5 protein-coding genes are annotated in these 5262 nt (G+C 40.4%); 4 read left to right on the top strand and 1 reads right to left on the bottom strand.

Going from position 1 to position 5262, the window contains the following annotated elements:
* The 3 genes from fadB to A2003_RS14610 all read left to right on the top strand — a co-directional run.
* Positions 1–1946, top strand: a 1946-nt coding sequence (gene fadB, locus A2003_RS14620; RefSeq protein ID WP_286687557.1) for a fatty acid oxidation complex subunit alpha FadB, incomplete at its 5' end; no start/stop codon positions are given.
* Positions 1947–1958: 12 nt separating this feature from the next.
* A complete protein-coding gene (gene fadA, locus A2003_RS14615; protein ID WP_005403562.1) occupies positions 1959–3131 on the top strand; it encodes an acetyl-CoA C-acyltransferase FadA in 1173 nt (390 codons plus the stop codon).
* 166 nt (positions 3132–3297) lie between these two features.
* Entirely contained in the window at positions 3298–3921 is a 624-nt protein-coding gene (locus A2003_RS14610; RefSeq protein WP_286687556.1) for a PH domain-containing protein, read from the top strand.
* A gap of 56 nt (positions 3922–3977) precedes the next feature.
* Here A2003_RS14610 and A2003_RS14605 read toward each other — a convergent pair whose 3' ends face one another.
* Entirely contained in the window at positions 3978–4490 is a 513-nt protein-coding gene (locus tag A2003_RS14605; RefSeq protein WP_004916891.1) for a hypothetical protein, read from the bottom strand.
* A gap of 301 nt (positions 4491–4791) precedes the next feature.
* Here A2003_RS14605 and A2003_RS14600 point away from each other — a divergent pair.
* A partial coding sequence (locus tag A2003_RS14600; RefSeq protein WP_286687555.1) for a YidX family protein occupies positions 4792–5262 on the top strand: 471 nt, incomplete at its 3' end.

The following is a 5262-nucleotide window of genomic DNA, read 5'->3' as shown; positions in this document are numbered from 1 at the left end:
ACATTACTGAATTTGGCGACAACTTCGCTGCTGGTGAACAAGCAATTGTTGATTGGCTTATGCCTGTACATGACGTCTTCAATAGCTTTGAAGATTTAGACATCCCTAAAGTTGCTGCAATCAATGGCACAGCATTGGGTGGCGGTTTTGAAATGTGCTTAGTGTGTGACTACCGTGTCATGTCTGAGCAGGCACAAGTTGGCTTACCAGAAATCAAACTTGGTATCTATCCTGGTTTCGGTGGTAGCGTTCGTTTAAGCCGTTTGATCGGTATCGACAATGCTGTTGAATGGATGGCAATGGCGAATCCTAAGAAGCCAGCTGCTGCGCTTAAAGATGGTGCTGTAGATGCAGTTGTTGCTGCTGACAAACTTCAAGAAGCTGCTGTTGACTTAGTTAAACAAGCACTTGCTGGTCGTTTGAACTGGAAAGCAAAGCGTCAAGAAAAATTAGACGCAATTAAATTGAACCCACTTGAACAAATGATGGCGTTCAATACAGCAAAAGGTGCGGTTCTTGCTAAAGCAAATCCTGCACAATACCCTGCTCCTAAGTTATTGCTTGACTCATTACAAGCAGGTGCAAACCTTACACGTAATGATGCATTAAAAGCAGAAGCTCAAGGTTTCGCTAAAGCTGCGATCACACCACAAGCTGGCGCACTTATCGGTTTATTCATCAATGACCAAGTTGTGAAGAAAACTGCGAAAAAATATGAAAAAGGTGCTCATCCTGTAAACCAAGCAGCTGTATTAGGTGCGGGTATCATGGGTGGTGGTATTGCTTACCAAGCGGCAAGCAAAGGCACTCCAATCATCATGAAAGATATTGGGAACCCACAACTTGCATTAGGTATGAAAGAAGCGAACGGCTTGCTAACAAAGCAAGTTGAACGCAACAAAATGAAACCTGCACAAATGGGCGAAACACTTGCTCGCATTCGTCCAACTTTAAGCTACGATGAGTTTAAAGAAGTGGATATCGTGATCGAAGCAGTGACTGAAAATCCAAAAGTAAAAGAAATCGTACTTGCAGACACTGAGAAGAATGTTCGTGAAAACACGATTATTGCTTCTAACACGTCTACGATTTCAATTACGCGTTTGGCGAAAGCATTACAACGTCCTGAAAACTTCGTTGGTATGCACTTCTTTAACCCAGTACACATGATGCCATTGGTAGAAGTGATCCGTGGTGAGAAGACATCTGATGAAGCGATTGCAACTACTGTTGTTCTTGCTCAGAAAATGGGTAAAACACCAATCGTTGTGAACGACTGCCCAGGTTTCTTAGTTAACCGTGTATTGTTCCCTTACTTTGGTGCATTCGACCTACTCGTTAAAGACGGTGCTGACTTCCAGCAAGTGGATAATGTAATGGCGAAATTCGGTTGGCCTATGGGTCCTGCATACTTGATCGACGTTGTTGGTATCGATACAGGTGTACATGGCGCAGAAGTGATGGCTGAAGGTTTCCCTGACCGTATGAAGCCAGATTACAAAGGTTCTATCCAAGCGATGTACGAAGCAAAACGTCTTGGTCAAAAGAACGATGTTGGTTTCTACAAATATGTGTTAGACAAGAAAGGTAAGAAAGCGAAAACTGTTGACCCAACAGCTTACGAAATCATTGCGCCTTTCGTGACTGGCGAAAAACGTGAATTTGATCCACAAGAAATCATTGACCGTATGATGCTTGCTTTCTGTAACGAAACAGTTCGTTGCTTAGAAGACAACATCGTTGCAACTGCTTCTGAAGCAGATATGGCGATGATCATGGGTGTAGGTTTCCCTCCATTCCGTGGTGGTCCATGCCGTTATATCGACCAAACTGGTGTTGCTGAATACGTTGCGCTTTGCGACAAATATGCACACTTAGGTAAAGCTTATGAAGCGCCACAAATGTTGCGTGACATGGCTGCTAACAACAAAAAATTCTACGGTTAAGGAGCGACGTGAATGGCTACTTTAAATCCACGTGACGTTGTGATTGTTGATGGCGTTCGTTCTGCCATGGGCAAATCACGTAACGGTATGTTCCGCAATGTACGTGCCGACAGTTTATCTGCTGAATTAGTACGTGCACTTGTTGCTCGTAACCAGTTTGATACCAACGAAGTTGAAGACATCATTTGGGGTTGTGTAAACCAAACTTTAGAGCAAGGTATGAACATTGCTCGTAACATTGGTTTATTAGCTGATATTCCAAAGACTGCTGGCGGTCAAACCGTTAACCGTCTTTGTGGTTCTTCTATGCAAGCACTTCATACTGCTGCTGCACAAATTGCGACCAACCAAGGTGACATCTTCATCATCGGTGGTGTAGAGCATATGGGTCACGTAGGTATGATGCACGGCATCGACCTTAACCCTGAAGCATCTAAACACTATGCAAAAGCATCTAACATGATGGGCTTAACTGCTGAAATGTTAGGTCGTATGAACGGTATCTCTCGTGAAGAACAAGATGCGTTCGGTGTTGAATCTCACCGTCGTGCATGGGCTGCAACACAAGAAGGTCGTTTCAAAAACGAAATCGTTGGTGTTGAAGGTCATGATGCAAATGGTTTCAAAATCCTTTGCGACATCGACGAAGTGATTCGTGCTGACGCAAACCTTGAAGCATTCAAAGCGTTGAAACCAGTTTTCGATCCTAAAGGTGGTTCAGTAACAGCAGCAACTTCTTCTGCTCTTTCTGACGGTGCTTCTGCAATGTTAGTTATGTCTGCTGAGCGTGCTCAAGCGCTTGGTTTAAAACCACGTGCTGTGATTCGTTCTATGGCAATTGCAGGATGTGATGCTGCAATCATGGGTTACGGTCCAGTTCCAGCAACTCAAAAAGCGCTTAAACGTGCTGGTTTAACGATGGCGGATATCCAAACGATCGAATTAAACGAAGCATTTGCTGCTCAAGGCTTATCAGTAATGAAAGGCTTAGGCATCTATGATAAACAAGACATCATTAACTTGAATGGTGGTGCGATTGCATTAGGTCACCCATTAGGCTGTTCTGGTGCTCGTATCACTACTACATTGTTGAACGTGATGGAACAACAAGATACACAAATTGGTCTTGCGACTATGTGTATCGGTCTTGGTCAAGGTATCGCGACAATTATCGAACGTGTTTAATCGACACTGAGATAAAAGAAAAATCCCCGCCATGTGCGGGGATTTTTTTATAACCAATTCTATTTATTAGAGAATTTAAAACAGCGATCAACCCAAATAAAGTCTATAGACAAACAAAGTGGCATCAGATTAATATCGGATTTCCAAAAATTATAAGGCTCTAACAATGTTTAAAAATATGGCAGCAGATTTAATGGGGACAAGCGACATTGGTCGGATCATCGAACCAAGAGACTATGACAAAACAGATATTGATGACTATATTTTTCATGAAGATAACGAAAAAATCTTTTTCCTGATCAAAGCCAAAACTGATGAATATTGTTTCACAAACTCTGCTTTCATCCATCTCGATGGTACAAGTGCTGTAAGTAAAAAACGTACTTTAAACCGATATCCCTACAAACATTATCAAATCAGTCATGTTCAGCTTGAAACTGCAGGTACAGTAGACCGTGATGTAGAACTCAAGTTCCATCTAGGTGGTGCAGCATATTCAATTGATATTGAAAAATCACAAATTGAAAAAGTGCGCGATTTATATAAAGCACTGTTTAGCATTGGTGGGGCTTGTAAAGAAATCGAGCGCCAATCATCATTGCTTTTTTCAACACAACAAGCTGTAAATAATATGTTCTCGTTGCGTGAACTTCCTGAGCAAGTGTTATTAAATTTACCAAGTATCATTTCGCAAACAACGATTCAAGTTGAAACAAAACTGACTGAGCATCGTAAAAAGATTGAAAACTATGATTTTTCTTCAATTTTTGAGCGTTATATAAAAGAATAAATAAAAAAATCCCCGTACCATTACGGGGATTTTTTTATCTCAACATATGATTTAAGTTAACGTGTTAGAAAGTTCTGAGGTGTTTTCAAACCCGCTTCAATTTGTTGTTGTAATTTTAATAGATCATCCAAACTTACTTTTATTGTGCCTTCACGAAATGCATTCGCATTATCCCGATTAATATTGAGGGGTTCTAACATTTTGAAGACCCCATTACTTGGATTAGATGACTGAAAGCCCATCGCAACAGCCATAATGTAATCTTCTAAAAAAGGTGAAACTTGAGATAAATCAGGCTGTACGGTTCTCGGCTGATAATCCATCGAAGTTGTGACTTCGGTGAGTTGAGCATTTTGAATATCAGTCTGCTGCTTGTTTATATAATGTTGTAGGGCTTGGCGGACTTTGATATCTTCCTGAAAAGGAACCAATCCAACCTCTTCACGTAGCTCTGATTCTGCCATGATCCGAATCGTAGGCAAAGAACCTACCTGTTCTTCGGCTTGAACAGTGGCAATACCGATATAAGTTAACATCGTAATCAGCAATGATCGTTTGAGTAAGTTCATTTCTGCTCCAAAACTCAGTCATCAAATCCGTGATGAGATTAAATAAAAGCATCTACCTATAGGCTACAACAAAGTGCTGTTTTATTCAGCAGAGGTCAGATAAACGGTAAATTTCATTAAAATTTTAAACTTTAGATAAAAAAAATTAAAATAGACTCATCTGTTAGATGTTTGTAAAAAATCAAATTTCAATGCCAAAAAACCTCGCATATATCGCCTTTTTTGATTATTGTCCTAAGAGCTATTTTCATACTTTTTGTTCTTTTTTAAATTTAAAATTCAAAATATTAGGAGTACATGGATGTTATCTACATCAGCAAAAATAACAATGATCTGCATGTTAACAGGCGTTACTTTAACTGGATGTGCAACTAAAACCCTCATTACCAAAGACAGTAAAACCTATACTCGTACTGAACGTGTCATGTTAGTTGAGGACAATGTCGTTGCGTTCGGACGACCTGCTCAAGCATCTGCGAACTTACCGAAAGACAGTATTGTGATTGCAGGGCAAAAAAACACTTATATCCTGACGCAAGGCGGCACTCAGTTTGTCACTTTGATCAATAAACTTGATCCTAAAAATATTCAAATTACCAGAGAACTCAACTTCTATTCGGAAAAGAATGATGGAAATTTCTCAGGTACATTGCCGCTGTCTTATGTAAAACTCAAAGAAGACCTGAGCAAAAAGGACTTAGAATTTTTCATAGAGAATGGTGCCAAAGAATGTTCATCATCTAGTGACGAACGTATGCAAGCGCAACGCTTT

The sequence above is a fragment of the Acinetobacter sp. GWC1_38_13 genome, assembly GCF_001767535.1.
Classification (GTDB): Bacteria; Pseudomonadota; Gammaproteobacteria; order Pseudomonadales; family Moraxellaceae; genus Acinetobacter; species Acinetobacter junii.
Note: the sequence above shows the minus strand (reverse complement) of the source record. Positions and strands in the feature narration are given on the sequence as shown.

Coding starts and splice junctions, on each gene's coding strand:
- fadA (WP_005403562.1), top strand. CDS start 1,959: ATGGCTACTTTAAATCCACGTGACGTTGTGATTGTTGATGGCGTTCGT.
- A2003_RS14605 (WP_004916891.1), bottom strand. CDS start 4,490: ATGAACTTACTCAAACGATCATTGCTGATTACGATGTTAACTTATATC.
- A2003_RS14610 (WP_286687556.1), top strand. CDS start 3,298: ATGTTTAAAAATATGGCAGCAGATTTAATGGGGACAAGCGACATTGGT.